This is a genomic window from Nocardia sp. CC227C, from assembly GCF_030767025.1.
In the GTDB taxonomy this organism is placed as follows: Bacteria; Actinomycetota; Actinomycetes; order Mycobacteriales; family Mycobacteriaceae; genus Nocardia.
The window spans coordinates 157516-177861 of sequence record NZ_JASITE010000008.1 but is presented as its reverse complement, the minus strand read 5'-3'; the positions used below and the strand labels follow the sequence as shown (position 1 = coordinate 177861).

Sequence of the window (20346 nt, the reverse complement as noted above, 5' to 3'; positions counted from 1 at the left end):
ACCGGGCTCACGCCTGGAACCGGTACCCCATGCCCGCCTCGGTGAGCAGATGTTTCGGCTGCGACGGGTCGTCCTCGAGTTTGCGCCGCAGCTGCGCGAGATAGACCCGCAGATAGTGGGTTTCGGTCGCGTACGAGGGTCCCCACACCTCGCGCAGCAGCTCCCGCCGCCCCACCAGTTTGCCGCGGTTGCGCACCAGCATCTCCAGCATCCCCCATTCGGTGGGAGTGAGATGCACATCCTTGCCGTGCCGGGTCACCTTCTTCATGGCCAGATCGACGGTGAAGGAGGCGGTTTCGACCACGGGCTCGGCATTCTCGCCGGAGACGGCGGCCCGGCGCACGGCCGCGCGCAGCCGGGCCAGCAGTTCGTCCATGCCGAACGGTTTGGTCACGTAGTCGTCCGCGCCCGCGTCCAGCGCCTCCACCTTGTCGGAGGAGTCCGTGCGCGCCGACAGCACGATCACGGGCGCGGTGGACCAGCCGCGCAGGCCGCCGAGCACCTCGATGCCGTCCATATCCGGCAAACCCAGATCCAGCACCACCACGTCGGGGTGTTTCTCCGCGGCCGCGCGCAGTGCGGCCGCCCCGTTCGCGGCGGTGATCACCTCGTAGCCGCGCACCGACAGGTTGATGCGCAGCGCCCGCAGAATCTGCGGTTCGTCGTCGACCACGAGGACCTTGGTCGGCGCAGTCGCCGATGTCGTCACCCGATCTCCTGTTCTGTATTCCTACCCGCCGGGGAATCCGTCTCGGTGGAGTCTTCGGAGTCACCACCACCGGCGGGTAGGTCGATCACCATTGTCAATCCGCCGCCCGGCGTCGGTTCCGCGTGCACGGTGCCGCCCATGGCGTCCACGAAACCGCGCACCACCGACAATCCCAGCCCCACGCCGGTGGAATTGTCCCGGTCGCCGAGCCGCTGGAACGGCTCGAACAGCTGGTCCTCCATGCCGGTGGGCACGCCCGGACCGGTGTCGACCACGGTGAGCGACACCCGGTCACCGGTCTGCTCGGCGGTCACCCGCACCGGCGCGTCGGCGGGGGAGTAGCGGACGGCATTGTCGATCAGATTGGCCAGCACCCGTTCCAGCAGTCCGTTGTCGGCACCGACCGACACCCCGCCGACCTCGACCCGCACCCGGTCGCGGGCCTCCCGCCGCAGCCCCCGGGTGCCCATGCCGAGCAGCGCGCGGTGCACCACCTCGTCCAGATACACCCGGCGCATCCGCGGCCGGATCACACCCGCCATGAGCCGCGAGGAATCCAGCAGATTGCCGACCAGCGCGGTGAGCTGGTCCACCGATTCCTCGATGGTCTCCAGCAGTTCGGCGGTGTCCTCGGGGGAGAACTCCACATCGTCGCTGCGCAGACTCGACACCGACGCCTTGGCGGCGGCCAGCGGAGTGCGCAGATCGTGGCTCACCGCCGACAGCAGTGCCCGGCGCAGCTTGTCGGCCGCCAGCAGCGCCTGCGCGGCACCGGCTTCCTCCCGCAGCTCCCGCTGATGCACCAGTCCGGCAGCCTGATTCGCGACCGCACCCAGGACGAGCCGGTCGGCCGAGGCGATGCGGGGGCCGCGCAGCAGCAACCGGTGGCGGTCGTCACCCGCCTCGATGACGGTGTCGGCGTCGGAAACCCGTTGCGGCGCATCCGCGCCCACACTCGCCACCACACCGTCCGCGGTGACGAAGCCGACCGCGTGCTGCCGATAGGTCTCGCGGGCGCGCTCCAGCAGCGCGGGCAGATCCGCGCCGTGCAGCACCGCGCCCGCGAACAGCGTGAGCAGTTCGGCCTGCCGGGATGCCTTGCGCGCCTCGCGGGTTCGCGCCGCCGCCACGTCCACCAGCGCCGCCACCGCGACCGCGACCAGCAGCAGCACCACGATGGTGAGCAGGTTGTCGAGTTCGGAGATGGTCCAGCTGTGGCGCGGCGAGGTGAGGTACCAGTTGAGCAGCAGGCCCGACAGCAGCGCCGACAGCGCCGCCGGGGCCACACCGCCGAACAGCGCGACCGCGATCACGCCGATGAAGAACAGCGCGCTCTCGCCGCCGAGATCCAGGAAGCTGTCCAGCCACAGCACGTTCACCAGGCAGATGAGCGACGGCACCAGCAGCGCCGCCGCCCAGGAGGTGAGTGCGCGGTCGCGCGGACCCAGCGCCGACCACCGGAAGCCGCGCCGGGACTCCTCGTGCGTCACCATGTGCACGTCGATGGTGCCCGACTGCTGCACCACGGCCGCCCCGATGCCCTCGTCGAAGGTGCGCGCCCAGCGCGACCGCCGGGAGGTGCCGACCACCAGCTGGGTCGCGTTCACCTGGCGGGCGAAATCCAGCAGCGCGGTGGGCACATCGTCGCCGGTGACGGTGTGCAGCGAGGCGTCGAGGCCGGTCGCCAGATCCCGCAGCCGCGCCAACCGCTGCGTCGACACACCGGCCAGTCCGTCGCCGCGCACCACGTGCACGACGATCAGTTCGGCGCTGGATTTGGTGGCGATGCGGCTGGCGCGCCGCACGATGGTCTCCGATTCCGGTCCACCGGTCACCGCCACCACCACGCGTTCCCGCGCTTCCCAGGTGTCGGTGATCCGGTGCTCGGCACGGTATTTCGCGAGCGCGGCGTCCACCTGGTCGGCCAGCCACAGCAGCGCCAGCTCCCGCAGGGCGGTCAGGTTTCCGGGGCGGAAATAGTTGCGCAGCGCGGCGTCGACCTGGCTCGCCGCGTACACGTTGCCGTGGGAGAGCCTGCGCCGCAATGCTTCCGGTGTAATGTCCACCAGCTCGACCTGGTCGGCCCCGCGTACCACCCAGTCGGGCACGGTCTCCCGCTGCACCACCCCGGTGATCCGCTCGACCACATCATTGAGGCCCTCCAGATGCTGCACGTTCACCGTGGAGATCACGTCGATCCCGGCATCGAGCAGTTCGTGCACGTCCTGCCAGCGCTTCTCGTTCGCACCGCCCGGCACATTGGTGTGCGCCAGCTCGTCCACCAGCGCCACCGCCGGAGCCCGCCGCAGCACCGCCGCCACGTCGAGCTCCGGCACCGTGGTGCCCCGGTACGCGACCAGCCGCGGCGGAATCCGCTCGATCCCCGCCAGCAGCTCGGCGGTCTTCTCCCGCCCGTGCGTCTCGACCACTGCCGCGACCACGTCACGCCCCCGCGCGAGCCGCCGGTGCGCCTCCGCCAGCATCGAATACGTCTTGCCGACCCCCGGGGCCGCGCCCAGGTAAATCCGCAGTTGCCCGCGTTTCAACGTAAAATACCTTCTCGTGTCCCTCGTTCCGGTCCGCGCAGCGATCTACCTCCGCGTGAGTCTGGACAGCTCTGGCGACGGGCTAGCAGTCGAACGGCAACTAGAGGACTGTACGCGTATCGCAGAGGCCAGAGGGTGGTCTGTTTGCGAGATCTATACGGAAAAACCTATCTCAGCATTCGACAAGAATCGGGCACGCCCAGCGTATGACCGGATGGTTGAGGACTATCGAGCGGGTCGCTTTAACGCTCTCATTACGTGGGACCTCGACCGGCTGACCCGGCAGCCCCGGCAGCTCGAAGATTGGATCGACGCCGCGGAGAGCAACGGGCTTCGGCTCGTGACCGCCAATGGCGAGGCGGACCTCCAGACCGATGGCGGGCGGATGTACGCCCGAATCAAGGCAGCCGTGGCCCGAGCCGAGATGGAGCGCAAGGGCGCGCGCCAGAGTCGGGCCCACAAGCAGCGAGCCGAGAAGGGTATACCACCGCGAGGGATTCGTGCGGTCGGCTACACCGCCCGCGGCGAGCTTGTCCCAGAGGAAGCCGAGGTGGTTCGCGAGGTATTCCACGCCTTCGCGAACGGCACATCGTTGCGCGCCCTGGCAGCGGCTCTATCCGGTGCCAAACCCGCGGTGCGGCAGGTAGGGAGCTACCAGGTGAAGGACTTGCCGACCAACGTTCGCCCGTTGCCGAGCCGGAACGGACGCCCCTGGCACGTGAGCACGGTGCGTCACATCCTCCGGAATCCGCGCTATGCCGGCTGGAGCATGTTGGGCGGGGAAATCCTTCGGGACAAGACCGGCGCACCTGTCCGCGGGCAATGGGAGCCCGTCGTTTCGGATGGCGTGTGGATGGAGGTGCAGCGGCGTTTGGACGATCCGGCGCGTATCACGAACCGAGCCGGAACCGAACGGCGTCACCTTGGGACCGGGCTGTATATCTGCGGGTTATGCGGTGACGCTCGCCTACCGCGAGTGAAGGTCAACCTGAAGGGCTATCTCTGCAAAGGCCACCTGTCGCGGTCCCGAAGACAGGTGGATGCCTTTGTTCTGGAGTACATCAGACTGCGGCTGGCTCAGGCGGACCTGGCGCAGCTGCTGACGGATTCCGATGACGACCGTGCGACGGAACTCGCCCAGGCTGAACAGGCCCAGCGCGACCGAATCGACCGTGCCCGTGCTGACTACAAGGCTGAGCTGATCGACGGCGACCTGTACAAGGAGATCCGCGAAGAGGCCGAAGCCGAGGCTGCTCGGCTGGAAGCCGAACGGCTTGCGATCACAGCAGGCACTACCGCATCAGCGATCCTGAGCGCGCCCTCACCCGTAGACGCCTTCGACATGGCCGACCTCGCAGCCAAGCGGGCAGTGATCGACCTCCTCTGCGAGGTCTGGCTGTGGCCATCACCGCGTGGACGCCAACAGTTCGACCCGACGACCGTGGAGATTCGGCCGAAGTAGGTCAGCTGGTTTCCGGCGGCATGCGCCACGCCAAAGTTGTTGTGTACCTTCTGATCATGATCGACCAGATAGTCCCTATGGTGGGCGTGGTGCTTGGGTCGCTGACGACATATCTGGGAACCGCATGGGCTGAACGAGTCCGGTACCAGCGCCTTCTCGCCACCCGGTGGGACCAGCACAAGCTAGACGTGTATGCCGAGTACGCTTCTGCGGTCAAGGACATGCTGCGCGCGGCCGGTCGACATGCGGACGCCCGAGATGATGGTGTGCAGGAACTCTCGGTGTTGCGTGCGGAACTTGAGTTTTCGGACAACCGCAGGTCGACGGTGTTTGAACGATTGGTGCTTCTCGGCGACCCTGCGGTGACTGAAGCTGCAAAGGAGGCAAATCAGTTTGTCCTGGAGGCTAAACGGATCTCAACGGAGGCCCCATCTTCCCGCGAGCAGCGGATGAGGGGCGGCGATGAGGTTGTTGCGGCTCTGAACACTCTTCATCAGATCGCTCGGGCCGATCTGGGTATACCAGGTCCGGATCGACGCCGAGTCATATCCTGAACAGTAAGTCTGTTCGGTGTCTAAAATTAGGATGCGACGGTAGTTGATGAAGATGATCTCATAAGGCCGCCCCGTTACGCGGCGGCTTGGTGTCTGGCTCTTAGGGAACTGGGGTCGGGGGCCATGATGTCGGTAATACGTTGTCGGGTTTGGTGCTGGGCGCGGTATTCCAATCGAAGGCGGGTGTTGGCGGCCCCCACTGGCGAGGATTGTCGAAAGAAACCGCGCTGGAACCGAAGCCGACTCCTCGGAACGACACTGTTGCCCCGGCCACTTCTGATGCGTCAAACGTCGCCTTATCGAAACTGGCGGTGGCAGAGAACGTAGCTCCGTCGAACCCGGTGGTGCCGGAAAACCTCGCCCCGCTGAACCAGGCGTCGCTGGAGAATATTGCCTCTATGAACCCGGCGTCGCTGGAGAACATAGCCTGGTTAAACCCGACATTGCCGGAGAATCTCGCTTTGTCGAACACGGTGGTGCTGGAGAACGACGCTCCGTAGAACCGGGCGTCGCCGGAGAACGTCGATTCGTCGAACCAGGCGTCGCCGGAGAACGCCGCCGTTCCAAACCCGGCGTCGCTGGAGAAGGTCGCCTCTCTGAACCAGGCGTCGCCGGAGAACGTTGCTTTGTTGAATCTGGCGTCGCCGGAGAACGTTGCTTTGTTGAATCTGGCGTCGTTGGAGAATGTCGTTTCGTTGAATCTGGCGTCGCCGGAGAACGTTGCTTTGTTGAATCTGGCGTCGCCGGAGAACGTTGCTTTGTTGAATCTGGCGTCGCCGGAGAACGTTGCTTTGTTGAATCTGGCGTCGTTGGAGAACGTTGCTTTGTTGAACCAGGCGTCGCCGGAGAACGTCGATTCGTCGAACCAGGCGTCGTTGGAGAATGTCGTTTCGTTGAATCTGGCGTCGTTGGAGAAGGTCGCCCCGCTGAACCTCGCGTCGCTGGAGAACGTCGCCTTGTCGAACACGGCAGTGCCGGAAAACGTCGCCTCTCGGAAGTCTGCATCTTCGAGGTGGGCTGTGGTGAAGTCGAAGTTGTTGTCCGACCAGCTGTTGTCGTGGTCGCGAAGGTGGGCGGCGAGCACGCGAACGATGGTTTGGCGCACGACCTTGTCGTTTTGTCGGTATTCGGTGTGTTCTTCCTGCTCCGCCTCGACATCCCGGGCGACGTTGTCGCGCTGGACCACGGTCTTGGTCACCAGTTTTGTGCGCCCGGATTCGCCATGGGTGGGATCGTAGGGCAGGCGGAGGTAGCCGCACAGGACGTCGATGCACTGCTGGCGGCGGTCACCGGTGGATTCGTCGGCCACGACGGCCATGGCGTACACGCCAGCGACCCGCACTGCGGTGTATGGGGAGCCAAGTTGGGTGGCGGCCGCGCCGAATCGCTCGATGAACCGCGCTGACTCAAGATCCCGTTGACGGCGGTAGGCCACGACCAGGGCGACCGCCCCACCCACACCTCCAGCCACCACGAGCGCGACTTTGGTGATATCCAATGGCGCGGCTGGTTCGTTCTTGGTGCCGAGCACCACCACCGCGACCCACCCCGTGCCCGCAGCGATAGCCAAGCCTCCAAGCACGGCCAGGATCACCGCGACCAGCAGCGGTATTCGACCGACGGCCGATCGAGTCCGGCGTACGACCGACTGAGTTCGGCGGCGCATGATCCCCACAAACGATCATTGTGCGCCTGCTGCGCTGCGGTTGTAGCCGGATCGATCGGCCCGATCGGCCCGATCGGTCACTTTAAGTGCGAGACACTCGCCTGATGCGACCTTGAGGCAATCCGCTGGCAGAAGTTCGGGGTCGCGTTGGTCCGATACGCGGCCCGGCGATAGCCGACACCAACACAACAGAACCGCAACGATTCCGTGGTTCACGACTCCGGTGGTTGCCGATCAGCTCTTATGTTGTGCGAGCCCAGCGGGCCAGTTGGAAGCCGCTGTCGTCGAAGAGGATATGCTTGCAGTGCATCGCGAACGATGAGTGCTTATCGGTGTTTGTTATGCGATACCCTCTGCCGCACACCATGATTGGTGCCGTAGTGACGCACAGCTCATCGAGAGCGTGGTCTGCGACTAGTTGGCCGGTCAGAGTCGGTCCACCTTCGCACAGGATGCGTGTCATGCCGAGCCCTGCCAGTGCATCCACGAGTGCGGTTGTCTCGACCCGACCTTCTCCCAGTTCGATAACTTGCGCCCCTGCGACCTCCAGATTGCGCTTGGCCGTCGAGGAGGCAGTAGTGGTAGTCAGGATGATCGGTGGAACAATGGTATTCGTCAGGAGACGGGATGCCGGGTCGATGTCTGCCCGTGCGGTGACAACTGCGAGCGGGGGGACCGGAGTGAGACCGCGGTCCATACGACGCTTTCGCCCTGCTTCGGATGTGCGGACTCCGATGTAATCCTCGATTCGGATCGTGGCCGCGCCGACGAGGACGACATCGGCCAGGTCACGTAGTAGTTTCAGAACTCGCTGATCCAGCGGCGAAGTCAGGCCGGTTGATGAGCCGTTCGTGGTTACGGCTCCGTCCACGCTGACGACATAGTTCGCGCGGACCCAAGGGCCCGACATAGACGGGTACTCATACAGCGCGGCGATCTCGTCGTCAGTGATCCCGTCGGCACTGACGATGCGTGGAGGTTCGATCACCGCAGTTCCGCCTGCACCTCGGGGCGTCGGCTGAAATGCGTGACGACATAATGCTGTCCATCAATCTCGACGGTCGCGACGTCTTGATTCGACTCCTCGCAGAACTCCACGACCGTGGGGTCGAACCCGTGCTGTCGAGCGAGGTTGAGCCACGCATCCAGTGCGGTCTGCCTCCAGGTCTGTTGGTGCAGACTCCATGGGCCGTCCAACCGGTAGTGCGCAATGAATGCGGTCACAGGGTCGGGAGTGGTCATGGTTGGCCTTTCTGCTCTCGATCGACGTTGAGGAGCGCCAGAAACAGGCGGGTTGCTACGGCTTCGAACGGCTCATTCATAGGATCGGTGTACGTCGTCGCTCCGGGCATGGATGCGGCATACCGGCGCGCTGCGTTCGCGAGAGAGCCCATGATCCCTGCCGACCGTTGAATGGCGGCCTTGCGAGCCCATGCAAGGTGTTTGGCACCCTCGGGCAACAGATCATCGCAGGCCATACGCAAGCACAGCTTGTCGGCAGGTTCGCCGTTATGCTCACCGAAAAGCGCCGGGGGAGCGAGCGTTTCGGCGACCTCCCACATCCGGACCGTCTGGAAGACGTGTACGAAGTGGTCGGCGTACTTACCCATCACACGCGGATAGAAGTCCGGCACGAGCCGGTCGTACACGAAGTTGTTCGCCGATTCGGCCCGGATGATCCGGTCCAGCTCGGTTCGAGCCTCCGAGGAGTAGATCGAGTGTTGCAGAGTCTTGCCGCCCGCAACGATGGCATCGGCTCCGCTACCGAGGAGGATGGGCCCAACCGGATCTAGCTCATCTATGGCGGGAATCGTAGCGAGCAGCGGAATGGCGTAGGAGACCTCCCACAACTCAGGGATGCCGAGGCGCGTCATCGCCTGAGCGGCGAGGGTGACTACGTCCGCCTCGCTCAGCTCGACAACGCTGTGCGGGAGGCCGAGGGCGGCTGCGGCTGCGGCTGCGTTCGTTCTGTCTGTGCCGCCCTCTGCTACGACCGTGATCGCGTGAGGCCGGACTCCCAGTGAAACAGCCGCCGCGGCTACCAGAATCGAATCGACACCGCCCGAGAGTAATACGACCGGAGACGCGGTGGAGTTCGCAAAGACGGCGTTCAGCCGATCCTGCACCTCGCGTTCAATCAACCGTGCAGCCGCTCTGGGATCTGAAACTCGTCGTAGGTGTGGGTTGGGTGTTGCGATATCCCGCAGGTCCGCGACGAATTCCATGCCGTCACTGGTCTGAGCTGCCAGCGCCGAGTCGGTCATGACTGTGAGGCTCCTTCGAGAAACGGCACATCGTGCCTGGCGACGATAGACATTCGATCTCCGCGGATAGCGATATCAGCGGTCTCGACAGGGGTGTTTCCTGCCCAGTGAGTCCGCGTGACCTTGAGAATGGGGATACCCGAGCCGAGCTGAAGAAGCCTGCTCTCCTCTGCGGACGGCATCATGGCCCGAGTCTCTTCATCGACATGGTCCACATGGAGACCAATGCTGTCGAAACGGCTGATCACGCCAGGGTTGCCCCGGGTGCCGTCGACTGGCTCCTCGATTGGCGTCCCTGCTGTCAGGGCCAGTGGTTCGTACTGGGTGCCGACCTGAATCGGACGGTCTGCGACAAGCCACAAGTAGCGCGCCACCGTCACAGGGTCACCTGGCGCGATGCGAAGACGTTCGGCGACATTCTCGGATGCCGGTTCCCGCCACCGTTCCGCCGTCACGGTGTCATGCCAGCCGCCCGCCTTCGCTTCGGCCATGTTCGGAGCGAGACCACCGGGGGTTCGCGTATACCGCGCCGCGCCCTTGCGCGTAAAAACCTGGCGGGCTCGCACGAAAGTTCCTCTGCCACGCCGTGTTTCGACAAGCCCCTCATCGCGAAGCTCCTCAACGGCCTTGACAACGGTCGGAAGTGAGACATCCAACTGGTCGGCCAGCTCTCGGTTTGACGGGATGCGTTGGCCTATCAGGTATTTGCCACGCACGATTTCTTCGCGAAGTGCCGCCGCTACCTGGCGATATGGCGCGACGCCGGTCGCTTCGTTGATGGTCACTCTGCCGCCTCCTTCCGAATCTCTAGCGTAGACCACCGAGCAAGTGTTAAAGTCATGTTGAACACTTGAACACGCTAGCACGATGGGCGCGGGAGGACCCGCAGAGGTTGCCCAATCGTGAGGAGGGAGGTCAGCGCGCCAGCATCGGCAGCATCCCGAGATACGAAAACTCCCCGGTAGTTCGAGCTACCGGGGAGCGAATTCACCAAAGCGGTTGCACCCGCTTCAGCAGATTTCTCACACCTCAGACACAGGAGTGCCTGAAGCATGTCTAGTTTAGCTAACTCGCGGTCACGATCCGACCTCTACCCCCCACACGCACCGATCCGTGATGGACGTGCGCAGCAGCTTGGGGAGCATTCTTCTCAGCAAACCGAACGAGATTCCATCGCGGCATACGCGGCCAAGCTCGTTGCGGAGGCTCCCCCGGTCTCCGAATCGACTCGCGCGAAATTGACTGCCTTGCTGGGCAGCACGGCGCGGAACGCGGGGGTGGCGTGATGCGGGACTTCATGGGCAATCACGTGTCCAAGGTGAACAGCCACGGCCACGCGGTCGGCGGCGACGGAGTCAATGCGACTGCGTCGGTGTGGGGCTCATTTCGGGTGCACTTCGCCGAGAACGTTGACAGGGTCTGCGTCGCCATCGAGGACGAGTGCCCCGGTCGCGGTCGCATGTCGATGCAGTTGACGCTGGAGCAAGCGGTCTTGCTGCGCGAACTGCTGGATGCCGGGATCGAAGACGCGCGCACCGCGCAGGGTGTTGAGATCGCCACTGGCGCTGACGAGGTGGCGTCATGAGCGACCCTCGCAAGATCGACCGCGCCGACATGGTCGAGGCGCTGTGGCCGACCATCGGCCCGCACACCGCCGAGAGTGTGATTGAGGCAGCCCGGGGAATCGAGGAGCTGTGGCGCTATCTCGCGCACGCCACCCGTAATCGCGAGGCTGCGGCGCTGTCGGCCCCGGCGGATGTCTATGCCGCGGTCGGTGCGCTGAAGCAGGGCGCGCATTCCGCGGTGCAGGTGGTGCGGCAGCTCCAGAACTGGGCGGCGTATGTGTCCTCGGTCGACGGTCTTGCTCGCGACGACGACCGCGCCGATCCCGAGCGTGCGGCAGCGACAGCGGACTATGCCGTGGATTGCCTGTATGACGCCCGCCAGGGCATGGCTCAGCACGCCGCCGCTCTGGAGCAGGTCGCCGCCGCCCTGAGCCATCTCTACATCGCCGATCGGGGCGAGGTCGAGGAGGGGCAGCGATGAGAGCCATATTGCTGGCCGCCTTGTTGTTCGCTCTGGTGCTGGCGGTCCCGGTCGCCGGCTGCACCGCGGCGTGGATCTCTTTCCAGGACTACCAGCCCTCGCCCAACATCTGCCGTGCCGACGAGGTCCACCGCACCGACTGTGTACATCTGGACCGCTACGCCCCGGCCGTGACGGGGGTGGCGCGATGATCGGCCCGAAGGACGTCCGCGCCCGCGAGCTACCCGACCCGGACGGCAGCCGCTTCGGCGTGCCGACCTACTACTGGGGCACCGCCCCGGACGGGCTGGCAACCCGAGATCAGCTGAAAGCCGAAGGACTGCAACCGAATCGGCAGGGCATCGCCGCTCAGGTGCTACGCCCTCGCCGCGGCGGCCGCGAACCGCTGGCCGCCTATCTGTTCCAGGTCGCCAAGGCTGCACCGAAGCGGCCCGCGCATCCGAACCAACTGGAAGCGCTCGCCCGGGCGAACCATGCCCGGGCGATGGGGGCGATGGTGCGCCGCGGGATCGACCCCACCCCGGAGCCGCCGCAGATCAGCGAATCCCCGTGGGAGCCTGCTCCGCCCGAGTGGGAGGGGTTCGACCGATGAACGGTTTCGCCCCGCGCGACGTGCCGGAAGGGCTGTCGGTGACCGGCACCGATCCGGCCACGGGATTCGTTGCCCGCGCGACCTGCGAGCAACACGAGGAGTGCCGCCGATTGGGAATGACGTGGATGGCCGACAGCACCGATGAGTTGGCCTCCCGCGTGTACCCGGCGTTCGAACGGCACCTGCGCAACATGGAGCAGTACGCACAGTGGGAGCCCGAACCGCCCGAATGGGAGGGGTTCGAGCGATGAGCGAGACCGTCTACCTGCTGCACTTCGACCGCCCGTATCGCCACGCCCGCCACTACCTCGGCTACACCCGCGATCTGGACGCGCGCCTGGCCGCGCACGCTGCCGGACAGGGCGCGCGACTGCTTCAGGTGTTGCGCGAGAACAACATCGGCTGGCATCTGGCCCGCACGTGGGACGGCGGCCGGGCGTTGGAGCGGCGACTCAAGGCGCTGCACGCCGCGGCGAAGTTGTGCCCGGACTGCGGCTACAGCCGCTACGCCGACCGGCCCCGCGCCCCCGAAGTCACCGGGATCGGGCAGTTGCCCGAACGCGAGGCCGCCGCGTCGGTGCCCGAGGTCGAGTGGGAGGGGTTCGACCGATGAACCCGACTGCTCGTGTGCTGGTGACCGGCTCGCGGACCTGGACCGATCGCACCGCGATCCGCGAGGCACTGACCCGGGTGTGGCACCCGGACGCCGTGCTGGTGTCCGGCGCGTGCGGCCGCGGTGCCGACGCTTTGGCCGAAGCGTGCTGGACGCATTGGGGCGGCGCGGTGGAGCGTCACCCCGCCGACTGGAAGCGCTACGGCCGATCGGCGGGCATGCGCCGCAATACCGAGATGGTGCGGCTCGGTGCCGATGTCTGCCTGGCGTTCATCCGCGACCGTTCACCCGGTGCCAGCCATGCCGCCGACCTCGCCGAACGTGCCGGTATCCCGACCAGACGCATTGTGCCCGCCCAGGTTCCGGTCCTGCCCACCCCAGCGGCGGCCACCGATGTCCCGCCGATCGAGGCGCGGGGGGAGTGGGCGGAGCTGACTCCGGTCACCGAAGTTGCGCATCTGGCCGAGGCCGCGCGCCGGTTGGGACAGACCGACCGACGCATCTGGGTGGACAAGCCCGCCCCGCCGACCATCCGCACTCCCGGCCGCGTGCCGGGCCAATGGCTCAAGTGCGGCGAGAAGCTACCCGACCCGTGCGAATGCCCTGAATGGGAGGGGTTTCACCGATGACCACCATCGATCCACGTCCCGGCGCTGCGGCGCTGGACCTGACCGCCGATCGGTTCGCCGACCTCACCGCCGAAATCCAGCGGTTGCGCGATGCGCTCGCTGAGCGTGACCGCGCTATCGGTGAGCTGACCGAGGAGCTGCGCACCACCCGACTGGGACTGGACGACCTGCTCGACCGCGAGTCGATGCACGTCTACGACCCGGACATGGAACGGCTGACCACCGCCGCGGAGATCGACCGCCGCGGCGCACCCCGCGCGCAGCACAACAGTGCCGGGCCCGCACGGTCGCTGGCTCGGCTGATGACCCGCGCGTTCCCGCCTCCGCCGCCGCGCACCCTGCCTGCCCCGGCCGCGCCGCAGACCCCGGAGATCGAGGACACCGGGGCATGGTTGCCGGGCATCGAGTGGGAGGGGTTCGACCGATGAGCATCCGACTCGGCCCCCGAGACTGGTGGGGCATGCAATGGCTGTCGCAGATGGGTGGCGCGCCGATCGATGTGCTGGCCGACCTGCTCGCGCAGTGGCCGCTCCGCCCGTCGCGATCGGCGAAGCCCAACAGCGAGGAGAACGCCTACCGAGTTGCGCAGCGCTGGCGGGCTGCCGGGAAGCTGGTCGAGGAACGCCACCGTCCTGTGCCCGGCCCGGAATGGGTGGTGCCCAACGCGGATACCGCCTCGCCGCTGCTGGGTTTCCCTGTCCCGGAATGGGTGCCGAGCCCGATGATGGCCGCCCACACCACCGCGGCAGCACGGCTGCGTCTGCACTTGGCGAAGGGGCAGCGCTCCGACACGTGGGTGTCGGAGCGAGTGTTGCGCCACCGCAACGGTTTCCGTACCCGGCCGGGCGAGCCGATGCCGCATCTGCACGACGGGTTGTGGACCGATGATCTGGGCCATCTGTGCGCCATCGAGGTCGAGCTGACCCGTAAGGGCAGCAGCGAAGCCCGCGCCACGATGCAGGCCGCCTACGACGCCGCTGAGGAGATCGGCGCACAGCAACTCATCTACTACTGCGGCTCCGATGAGGTCCGCAGCCGTGTGCGCGCAGCCGCCGCGGACCTCACCACCACACCGAGTGGCCCGCAGGTTATCTCCCGCCCGGCCGCTCACATTTTCGACCCCTCTGCTTCCGCCGTCGATCCCGGCGCGGACGTAGTCGCTGCAGGAGGTGCAGCATCATGACCCCGACCCGAGCCCAGCGCCCGGCCGACTGTGCCCCGCTGCTGGATTTCCGACCCGCATGCAACGGTGCGCCCGCGCCGGTCCCGGCCGACGCCACCGGCTGCACCCCGGTCTTTACCGAATCCGACTGCACGCCACCGACGTCCGGTATCCCATCGATCAGACCGGAAGCCCCACCGATCCCGGGATCGGACTTCGGACCCCTGGAACACCTGGACGGGTTGAACCTCCCGAACTTGGACGCCATCACCACCGCGTTGCATGTGGGCAGCGTGTTCACCGGCACTGTCGCCGGGGTCGGCGCGGCAGCATTGACCGCGGCGTGGATGTGGACCTGGACCCCGGTGCGTCTGCGGAACTTCGCATTCGGATCGGCATCGATCCCCGGCGCGGCCGTCCTAGCTCACGGCTTGTCCGAGCCCGCCGATTCTGTCGCCCGGGGTGCGGGCGAGGTACTGGCCGGGATGCCCGTGACAGGCATCGCCTCCGCGAGTGTCGCGCTGATTCCGGCCGGGCTGATCGCCGCGGCGACGGTCGCGGCCCGCTATGAGCACCTGCTCGACACCCGCGGCCGCCGTTCACCGGATCGCACCGAGCGAGCGGTGTGGGCGCGGCACACGAAACTCATGCGCGCCGCAACACGGATGTCCCAGCGCGGAATCCCGCTCACCAGCGGCACCATCGTGCCGGAGTTCGTGCTCGGCCGCGCCGCCTACACGGTCTCGCAAGCCCCGATGAAGGGTCTGTCGGGTCGGCTGACCGCGCGGCAACGCAGCCTGTTCACGGTGCCGTGGCTGGCGTTCCGCGAACACGGCGTGTGGCTGGGCAACCCCGGCTCCGGTAAGACCACCGGCCTGGAACGGGCCGTGATGTCGTTCTGGGCGACGGCGTGGCGGCGGCACCAGCAGTGGTGGCGCAGCGATCGACCCGGCCGCCCACTGGCAGTGGTCATCGATGCCAAGGGTGCCCGCGATGCCCGAGCCACCGCCCGGCGTCTGCGTGCCGCGGCCCGCAAGCTCGGCATCCCGCCGGAGCGGATTCTCATCTGGCCCGACGACCCGGACACGTTGTCGCTGTTCTTCGGCACCTGCGATGAACAGCGGCCCCGGTTCGAGGCGCTGCTCGGGGCCGGGATCGACACCGACAACATGGACCCGGCGCAGGCGTACTACATGGGCATGCGCAAGACCATCGCGCATCTGGTGGTCGACATGCCCGACCCCGCGAAAGGACTGGGCCCCGGGGAGAACCCGCCGCGGGACTCACGCGAGTTCGAACGCCGCATGATCAAAGACACCCTGATCAAGGCATGGAAGGGACACCCCGGCGAACTGTCGGACATCGCCGCGGCCACCAACGGCAACAGCCCAGTTCTGCCCGCGGAACGGTCCGCGGTAGCCAACCTGTTCCGCGACATGGGCGCGGCGTTCGACGGCGACCGCGCACTGACCGACTACGACTTGGTGTATTGCTGCCTGGAAGGCACCACCGCCGCCGACGTGGCCGCCGCTCAGTTCCGCGGCCTGATCTCCCTGGTCGCCGGACTGGCCAAAACAGACCACGGCCGCGTGGTGCAGCTGTTCTGCGATGAGTTCGCCCAGGTCTGCGGCGACGACGGCGCGGCGCGGGTGGTCGAGTTGATGCGCTCGGCCGGGTGCGGGTCGCTGTGGTTCTCCCAGTCCTGGATGGGCTTGGGCCCCACCGACGACGCCCGGCACCGGCTGGTGGATTCCTGCTCGGGCGGCATCTTCGTCATGCGCTCCTACAGCGCCGGGCAACTGTCGGAGAAGATCGGCACCCGCACCACCTACGCCAAGTCCCGCAAGCTCATCGACGGCCTACGCCACGGCGACGAGGGCAACGTCCAGCCCGAGGAAACCTTTTTGGTCTCCCCGAAAACGCTGGCCGCCTTCAACAAAGGCGACATCGTGCACGTCTGCGGCGGCTGCGCCGTCTTCGGCCACATCACCCCCCTCGATATCGACGCGCTGCGCCCGCTACCCGGGCTCGCGGAATCCACTGCACCCCAAGCCAATACGGCACTCATCCCAGAAATCGCGTGATCACCATGAGCATCGACCCGAACGACACCACCCGCCCCGACGACGAAGACGAGGTGCTGGTAGCCAGCTTCGCCGCCGAACTGGCCGACCTCACCGACGCTGACCAGGCCATCGCCGCCATGCGTGCGCCGCGCGTACCGTCCGGCGGCCGCGCCGAGGACTGGGTCAAACCTCAGATCGAGCGCGTCACCACCTGGCGCGAGGCGCTGCAGCGCTGGTCACCCGCCGCCGCGGGCACCGCCGTATTCCTGATCCTGCTGCTCACTCCCGTCCCGCTGACAGGCCCGCTAACCGTGTACGCGCTCGGCTGGGCCGCGTTCGGATGGTGGCTCAGTCTCGGCCGCCCCGGACCGCGGCTGACCGGTGAACACCTCCGCTACTGGATCACCCGCCTCGCCCAGCGCCGCGCCGTCATGGAGCACCACCGCACCAACAACCGCCCGACCTCGAAGTAACACCAATTGGAAGGAAAAGCCTTGTCCGACAACAGTGTTGACGACATCACCCGCGAACTGTCCCGCTTCGGCAACACAGCGTTGCAGGCGTTCTGGCGGTGGCGGCGCGCCAATCCGACCGCGACACGCGTACCGCGTGGGGTGTGGCGGGAGATGGAGAAATCCGAGCGCGCCGATCGCAAAGCCGCCGACAAAGCCCACCGCGCCGAGAAGTTCGAGCAGCGCACCGCGCAGCAAGCCGCGAAGCTGCGGGCCCGCCACCTCATCGAGGATCAAGCCGTCGCCCGGCGGGAGGAACGCGCCCGCCTATACACGCACCTGGACCGCTCGGTCGAGAACCACGCCGAGGCGGTGCGCTGGTCCCGCGCCGAGGTCACCGACTCGCCCGAGGAATATTGGCGCGGGCAATGGGAATTGGTGCGCCGCCGCGAGGAGCTGGAATGGCTGGTGCAGTCCTCGCCTGTGCTCACCCCGGAGGAGCGAGGCCAGGCGATCAAAGCGATTGCCGCCGCCCATCGCATCGACCAGCCCGGCGTGAACATGCAGCCGGTCCGGTTGAACACGGCTCTCTCCGGGCTGGCGGCCCTGCGAGCCAGGCTGGCGGATCGGCTGTCGTGGCGACGACTCGGCATCACCGACCGCGGATCCGTCCCCGCCCAGCCGTCTCCGCACGAGATGACCCGCCGCCGCGAGGAGCTTGCCCGACTCGTGCACGCCCATCAGGACATGCGCGCGGTCCGCGAGGTACTGCGAGACCGACTGTCCGAGCGTGGACCGCTGGAACTGGAGCGCGTCGCGATCCTGGACGCCAAATATCAGCGCAACGTCCAGGAACTCGCGGCGCTGACAACCCGGCGGTTGAACGAGTCCGGGATCACCTACACCGAGTGGCGGCAGGTGTATCGAGATCTGACCTATCGGCCCAGCGAGCAGATCGAGAACCTGCGACGCCTGCCCGATCGTGACCTCGAAGCGGCCTGGCAGCGCGGCACCGCCGACAGCTTCCCGGCCCGGGTGGCGCTGTGGGCGCATCCGGAACCGGACTGGCGACCCGAGACACCACAAGCACTGACCGCGCCATCACCGTTGTCGATCCCGCCGGGATCGGTCGTCGGCACCTCGGGACGCGTGTGGACGGCCATCGAGGTGCACTGGTACGGGCCCGCCATGGACCGCGATCAGTTGGAGCGAACCTTCGCGATGATCGACCGAGATGGCTACAAGGAGATCGCCGACCTGACGGGGTGGTCCGAAGACGTCGAGCGGGCCCGCTTCACCATTGACACCACCGGCGTACTCACGACCGCCGAACGCGACCGCGCCATGACCGCGCTGTCGGTGTTCGAAACCGAGGCCAAGCTCGGCCAGAAACCGGACCGGCCGCTGTGGGACGTCGTCACCCGCCCGGAGGTGTACGACCAGTGGAACAACCTCACTCCCTCCCAACCGCCGCAGGCACCCGAACAGCCCACCGCGGCCGAGGTGCCTGATCTGCCGGAGCCGCCCGAGACTCCGGACCCACCGCAGCCGGGCCTGATCGGTCGCACCCGCGCGCTTCAGGACGAGCTGCCGGCCCGGACGAACGGAGCCGCACAGACGCCGACCCCGCCCGACGCTCCGACCCCGCCCGCGGTGCCGGAGGGATCGGTGGTGGTGCAGGCCGAGGTATTCGAGCAGATGCGCCGCGATCTGGACGAGATCGCTGATGACCGGCGCGATCTGCTGCACCGGATGCGGGACCTGGACAACGACCTCAAGCGCGTCCGCAAAGAGCTGGGCGACGTGACCGGCGCGCTGGACCGCGTCACCGAGGAACGAGACGGTTTGCTGCTCGAACGCGACCGCTGGGAGGCGGGCACCCCCGACCCCGCCGCCGAGGTCCCCGACGCACCCGAGCCCCCGGACATGCCCGAGCCGCCGGAGATGGAAACCGTGCCCGCCGCACCGCCGGAGATGGAATGGGAGGGCTTCAACCGATGAACAGCGGCGACCACACCGACGCCGGTCCCCCCGACCACGAAACGAGAAACACCACCGCACCCGCCTCCGCACCCGAGGGCGCGGAGGAAACAGGACAGCGGTTCGAGGAACCAGCAGGCCCGACAGAGGAACCAGGTAGGGAAACAGAGCGGGAAACACGGTCGCGGCGCGACCAAGTGGAGATCGCGGCCATCGTGTCGGTGGTCGCGGTGCTGCTGGCCGCGTGTGGTTGGTCGGCTATCGCCCTGCACGACCTCGCCCAACAGTCGGGCATCACGTCATGGCTGGCGTGGGGCGCTCCGGTGATCGTGGACGGACCACTGTTCCAGTCCGCCATCGCCCTGGTCGTGCTCAAGCGCCGCGCCCAGAACGGCGTCACCGTCGCCGCCCGGCACCGCCGCTACTTCTGGGGCGTGCTGGCCGCCGCCGAACTGGTCTCGCTGGTAGGCAACGGTATTCACGCCGCCCACGTGCAAGTCACCCCCGCCATCGCTGCGGTGATCGCGGGCGCGGCCCCCATCGCGGCGATGGCGGTCATGCACGGCCTGACCATTCTGATCGAAGTCCCCCGCACCCCACCCGTGTCGGGAACCCCCGGCATCACCCCGCAAACCCTCACCACACCGCAGAGCGAGGATGTGAATACCGCAGTGGCGGTGATGGTTCCAGGAAACAGCCCGGCGTTTCCTAACGTTCACCCCACCGCCGAGGAACCAACGCGGGAAACACCGCACGGCTCTGGAGCGAACACGGGAACCGAGACGGGAAACGGTGAGGCGTTTCCCGAGGAACCAGCTGACAGCGCCGAGCGGGACGCGCGCATCCTCGCGCTACGCGATCAGGGCCTGTCCTACCGCGATATCGCCCCGAAAGTCGGTCTGTCGCACAGCCAGGTGTGGAAGATCCTGGACCGCCTGAAAACCGAGCAGGCCGCCCGCGGCCGCGGCAACGCGCGCCCCGAGGACGGAACGGGGGTGGTAGTGCCCTTCGTTCGCTGAACCCGACACAACCAGCCCGGGCGGGCACGAAACCCGGTCCGCCCGACACCCTTTCCCCGAAATGGAGCTATCCCATATGACCGAGATGATGAACGACCTGGACCTGATCAACGCCGAACTCGCGGGCGGACAGGGCCCGCGCAACGCCTTCGGCCGCGACGTCCAACCCGGCGACGACCTGACCGGCACGATCATCGCCGCCGAACGCCGCCACCGCACCGTGGACGGCCAACCCCTGTACTGGGTCGACCGCAAACCATCCACCATCCAGGCCGGGCCCGCCGTCATGGACTCGACCCTGATCATCCAGACCGACACCACCGACGACGAGGACGACGACGGACAGCGCTACCTGCGCCTGGACCGCGACGTAAAGAAGGCCCTCACGACCGCCCTGGCGGCGGCCGGCGTCAAGGGCGTTGCCATCGGCGGCCGCATCGAGGGCTTCACCTACCTCGGCAAGGAATCCACCGGCCCCGGCCGCCGCTACGACGGCGGCACCTACACCCCACCCGCTGCGTAACTCAGCACGTCGCAGAAGCCCCCGACTCGGCTCTCCCGCCGGGTCGGGGGCTTCTGTCGGTAC

Annotated in this window: 23 protein-coding genes; 16 read left to right on the top strand and 7 right to left on the bottom strand. The window is 67.0% G+C overall.

Going from position 1 to position 20346, the window contains the following annotated elements:
- Nucleotides 1-7: 7 nt before the first annotated feature.
- Together QMO76_RS18280 and QMO76_RS18275 are read right to left on the bottom strand one after the other, a co-directional pair.
- Complete coding sequence (locus QMO76_RS18280; RefSeq protein WP_306362519.1) at nt 8-709, bottom strand: response regulator; 702 nt, start codon at nt 707-709, stop codon at nt 8-10.
- Nucleotides 706-3255: a sensor histidine kinase KdpD gene (locus tag QMO76_RS18275; protein ID WP_306362518.1), complete on the bottom strand. Its 2550-nt coding sequence runs from the start codon at nt 3253-3255 to the stop codon at nt 706-708. Before QMO76_RS18275 ends, QMO76_RS18280 begins: the two co-directional genes overlap by 4 nt.
- A gap of 16 nt (nt 3256-3271) precedes the next feature.
- On the opposite strand from QMO76_RS18275, the gene QMO76_RS18270 reads away from it, so the two are divergent.
- Together QMO76_RS18270 and QMO76_RS18265 are read left to right on the top strand one after the other, a co-directional pair.
- Nucleotides 3272-4717 (top strand): recombinase family protein, encoded by a 1446-nt coding sequence (locus QMO76_RS18270; protein ID WP_306362517.1) that lies wholly within the window; start codon nt 3272-3274, stop codon nt 4715-4717.
- A 56-nt stretch (nt 4718-4773) separates the two neighbouring features.
- On the top strand, nt 4774-5271 hold the full coding sequence (locus tag QMO76_RS18265; RefSeq protein ID WP_306362516.1) for a hypothetical protein: 498 nt from the start codon (nt 4774-4776) through the stop codon (nt 5269-5271).
- 100 nt (nt 5272-5371) lie between these two features.
- Here QMO76_RS18265 and QMO76_RS18260 read toward each other — a convergent pair whose 3' ends face one another.
- The 5 genes from QMO76_RS18260 to QMO76_RS18240 all read right to left on the bottom strand — a co-directional run bounded on the left by QMO76_RS18260 (nt 5372) and on the right by QMO76_RS18240 (nt 9986).
- Nucleotides 5372-6937 (bottom strand): pentapeptide repeat-containing protein, encoded by a 1566-nt coding sequence (locus QMO76_RS18260; RefSeq protein ID WP_306362692.1) that lies wholly within the window; start codon nt 6935-6937, stop codon nt 5372-5374.
- Between the two features lie 241 nt (nt 6938-7178).
- The gene (locus QMO76_RS18255; protein WP_306362515.1) at nt 7179-7925 is read right to left on the bottom strand and encodes a pyrimidine reductase family protein; all 747 of its coding nucleotides are present in this window, start codon (nt 7923-7925) and stop codon (nt 7179-7181) included.
- Entirely contained in the window at nt 7922-8179 is a 258-nt protein-coding gene (locus QMO76_RS18250; protein WP_306362514.1) for a hypothetical protein, read from the bottom strand. The genes QMO76_RS18255 and QMO76_RS18250 overlap by 4 nt, the downstream gene beginning before the upstream one ends.
- Nucleotides 8176-9201, bottom strand: a complete 1026-nt coding sequence (locus QMO76_RS18245) for an asparagine synthase-related protein (protein WP_306362513.1) — start codon at nt 9199-9201, stop codon at nt 8176-8178. Before QMO76_RS18245 ends, QMO76_RS18250 begins: the two co-directional genes overlap by 4 nt.
- Entirely contained in the window at nt 9198-9986 is a 789-nt protein-coding gene (locus QMO76_RS18240) for a GntR family transcriptional regulator (RefSeq protein WP_306362512.1), read from the bottom strand. Before QMO76_RS18240 ends, QMO76_RS18245 begins: the two co-directional genes overlap by 4 nt.
- A 500-nt stretch (nt 9987-10486) precedes the next feature.
- Here QMO76_RS18240 and QMO76_RS18235 point away from each other — a divergent pair, with 500 nt between their 5' ends.
- The 14 genes from QMO76_RS18235 (at nt 10487) to QMO76_RS18170 (ending at nt 20283) form a co-directional block, all read left to right on the top strand.
- On the top strand, nt 10487-10786 hold the full coding sequence (locus tag QMO76_RS18235) for a hypothetical protein (RefSeq protein WP_306362511.1): 300 nt from the start codon (nt 10487-10489) through the stop codon (nt 10784-10786).
- Entirely contained in the window at nt 10783-11247 is a 465-nt protein-coding gene (locus QMO76_RS18230; protein WP_306362510.1) for a hypothetical protein, read from the top strand. The genes QMO76_RS18235 and QMO76_RS18230 overlap by 4 nt, the downstream gene beginning before the upstream one ends.
- Nucleotides 11244-11438 carry a hypothetical protein gene (locus QMO76_RS18225; protein ID WP_306362509.1) on the top strand — a complete coding sequence of 65 codons (195 nt, stop codon included), beginning with the start codon at nt 11244-11246 and terminating at the stop codon, nt 11436-11438. The genes QMO76_RS18230 and QMO76_RS18225 overlap by 4 nt, the downstream gene beginning before the upstream one ends.
- Nucleotides 11435-11839, top strand: coding sequence for an RRQRL motif-containing zinc-binding protein (locus QMO76_RS18220; protein ID WP_306362508.1), 405 nt, complete (start codon nt 11435-11437; stop codon nt 11837-11839). The genes QMO76_RS18225 and QMO76_RS18220 overlap by 4 nt, the downstream gene beginning before the upstream one ends.
- Nucleotides 11836-12090, top strand: a complete 255-nt coding sequence (locus QMO76_RS18215; RefSeq protein WP_306362507.1) for a hypothetical protein — start codon at nt 11836-11838, stop codon at nt 12088-12090. Before QMO76_RS18220 ends, QMO76_RS18215 begins: the two co-directional genes overlap by 4 nt.
- The gene (locus QMO76_RS18210) at nt 12087-12452 is read left to right on the top strand and encodes a hypothetical protein (protein WP_306362506.1); all 366 of its coding nucleotides are present in this window, start codon (nt 12087-12089) and stop codon (nt 12450-12452) included. Before QMO76_RS18215 ends, QMO76_RS18210 begins: the two co-directional genes overlap by 4 nt.
- A complete protein-coding gene (locus QMO76_RS18205; protein ID WP_306362505.1) occupies nt 12449-13081 on the top strand; it encodes a DUF2493 domain-containing protein in 633 nt (210 codons plus the stop codon). Before QMO76_RS18210 ends, QMO76_RS18205 begins: the two co-directional genes overlap by 4 nt.
- Nucleotides 13078-13509 (top strand): hypothetical protein, encoded by a 432-nt coding sequence (locus QMO76_RS18200; RefSeq protein ID WP_306362504.1) that lies wholly within the window; start codon nt 13078-13080, stop codon nt 13507-13509. The genes QMO76_RS18205 and QMO76_RS18200 overlap by 4 nt, the downstream gene beginning before the upstream one ends.
- On the top strand, nt 13506-14264 hold the full coding sequence (locus tag QMO76_RS18195; RefSeq protein WP_306362503.1) for a hypothetical protein: 759 nt from the start codon (nt 13506-13508) through the stop codon (nt 14262-14264). The genes QMO76_RS18200 and QMO76_RS18195 overlap by 4 nt, the downstream gene beginning before the upstream one ends.
- Nucleotides 14261-16327: a TraM recognition domain-containing protein gene (locus tag QMO76_RS18190; RefSeq protein ID WP_306362502.1), complete on the top strand. Its 2067-nt coding sequence runs from the start codon at nt 14261-14263 to the stop codon at nt 16325-16327. The genes QMO76_RS18195 and QMO76_RS18190 overlap by 4 nt, the downstream gene beginning before the upstream one ends.
- A 5-nt stretch (nt 16328-16332) precedes the next feature.
- Entirely contained in the window at nt 16333-16782 is a 450-nt protein-coding gene (locus tag QMO76_RS18185; protein WP_306362501.1) for a hypothetical protein, read from the top strand.
- Nucleotides 16783-16803: 21 nt separating this feature from the next.
- A complete protein-coding gene (locus QMO76_RS18180; protein ID WP_306362500.1) occupies nt 16804-18762 on the top strand; it encodes a hypothetical protein in 1959 nt (652 codons plus the stop codon).
- Nucleotides 18763-18938: 176 nt separating this feature from the next.
- Nucleotides 18939-19760, top strand: coding sequence for a DUF2637 domain-containing protein (locus tag QMO76_RS18175; protein WP_306362499.1), 822 nt, complete (start codon nt 18939-18941; stop codon nt 19758-19760).
- A 76-nt stretch (nt 19761-19836) separates the two neighbouring features.
- A complete protein-coding gene (locus QMO76_RS18170; RefSeq protein ID WP_306362498.1) occupies nt 19837-20283 on the top strand; it encodes a hypothetical protein in 447 nt (148 codons plus the stop codon).
- Nucleotides 20284-20346 lie beyond the last annotated feature (63 nt).

Bases quoted from the DNA above. Each gene is read 5' to 3' on its own strand.
- QMO76_RS18170 (WP_306362498.1), top strand. From the start codon at position 19,837: ATGACCGAGATGATGAACGACCTGGACCTGATCAACGCCGAACTCGCG.
- QMO76_RS18235 (WP_306362511.1), top strand. From the start codon at position 10,487: ATGCGGGACTTCATGGGCAATCACGTGTCCAAGGTGAACAGCCACGGC.
- QMO76_RS18225 (WP_306362509.1), top strand. From the start codon at position 11,244: ATGAGAGCCATATTGCTGGCCGCCTTGTTGTTCGCTCTGGTGCTGGCG.
- QMO76_RS18215 (WP_306362507.1), top strand. From the start codon at position 11,836: ATGAACGGTTTCGCCCCGCGCGACGTGCCGGAAGGGCTGTCGGTGACC.
- QMO76_RS18250 (WP_306362514.1), bottom strand. From the start codon at position 8,179: ATGACCACTCCCGACCCTGTGACCGCATTCATTGCGCACTACCGGTTG.
- QMO76_RS18185 (WP_306362501.1), top strand. From the start codon at position 16,333: ATGAGCATCGACCCGAACGACACCACCCGCCCCGACGACGAAGACGAG.
- QMO76_RS18260 (WP_306362692.1), bottom strand. From the start codon at position 6,937: ATGCGCCGCCGAACTCAGTCGGTCGTACGCCGGACTCGATCGGCCGTC.
- QMO76_RS18210 (WP_306362506.1), top strand. From the start codon at position 12,087: ATGAGCGAGACCGTCTACCTGCTGCACTTCGACCGCCCGTATCGCCAC.
- QMO76_RS18230 (WP_306362510.1), top strand. From the start codon at position 10,783: ATGAGCGACCCTCGCAAGATCGACCGCGCCGACATGGTCGAGGCGCTG.
- QMO76_RS18220 (WP_306362508.1), top strand. From the start codon at position 11,435: ATGATCGGCCCGAAGGACGTCCGCGCCCGCGAGCTACCCGACCCGGAC.
- QMO76_RS18265 (WP_306362516.1), top strand. From the start codon at position 4,774: ATGATCGACCAGATAGTCCCTATGGTGGGCGTGGTGCTTGGGTCGCTG.
- QMO76_RS18190 (WP_306362502.1), top strand. From the start codon at position 14,261: ATGACCCCGACCCGAGCCCAGCGCCCGGCCGACTGTGCCCCGCTGCTG.
- QMO76_RS18200 (WP_306362504.1), top strand. From the start codon at position 13,078: ATGACCACCATCGATCCACGTCCCGGCGCTGCGGCGCTGGACCTGACC.
- QMO76_RS18205 (WP_306362505.1), top strand. From the start codon at position 12,449: ATGAACCCGACTGCTCGTGTGCTGGTGACCGGCTCGCGGACCTGGACC.
- QMO76_RS18245 (WP_306362513.1), bottom strand. From the start codon at position 9,201: ATGACCGACTCGGCGCTGGCAGCTCAGACCAGTGACGGCATGGAATTC.
- QMO76_RS18195 (WP_306362503.1), top strand. From the start codon at position 13,506: ATGAGCATCCGACTCGGCCCCCGAGACTGGTGGGGCATGCAATGGCTG.